The sequence below is a fragment of the Microbispora sp. CSR-4 genome (genome assembly GCF_008033685.1).
Classification (GTDB): domain Bacteria; phylum Actinomycetota; class Actinomycetes; order Streptosporangiales; family Streptosporangiaceae; genus Microbispora.
This window is the reverse complement of the sequence record NZ_VJVX01000258.1, coordinates 1-499: the sequence shown is the minus strand read 5'-3', so window position 1 is coordinate 499 and position 499 is coordinate 1. Positions and strand designations below refer to the sequence as shown.

Here is a 499-nt window from a genome sequence, read left to right as displayed (position 1 = left end):
CCCGACGGCGTCCTCAGCGGGCTCATCCGCGAAACCCTCGACCACGAACCAGACCTGATCGCCGTCCCCGTCCTACGCCGCGACCACCCCGACCCCCACACCGCCGTCACCGCCGCCGCCCACGCCCACACCCACGGCACCCCCGTCGACTGGACCCCCCTCCACCGCCACGCCACCACCATCGACCTGCCCACCTACGCCTTCCAACACGAACACCTCTGGCTCACCCCACCCACCACACACACCGACCCCGCACACCTGGGCCTCACCACCACCGCCCACCCCCTCCTCGGCGCCGCCGTCACCCTCGCCCACGACCACACCACCGTCTACACCGGCACCCTCTCCCTCACCACCCACCCCTGGCTCGCCCACCACACCGTCTTCACCACCCCCATCCTCCCCGGCACCGCCTACCTCGACCTCGCCCTCCACGCCGCCGACCACACCGGCCACACCACCATCGACGAACTCCTCCTCCACGCCCCACTCGTCCTGC

Annotated in this window: 1 protein-coding gene; it reads left to right on the top strand. The window is 71.9% G+C overall.

Going from position 1 to position 499, the window contains the following annotated elements; translation table 11 throughout:
• A partial coding sequence (locus tag FLV34_RS39725; RefSeq protein WP_187280903.1) for a polyketide synthase dehydratase domain-containing protein occupies window positions 1-499 on the top strand: 499 nt, incomplete at both ends.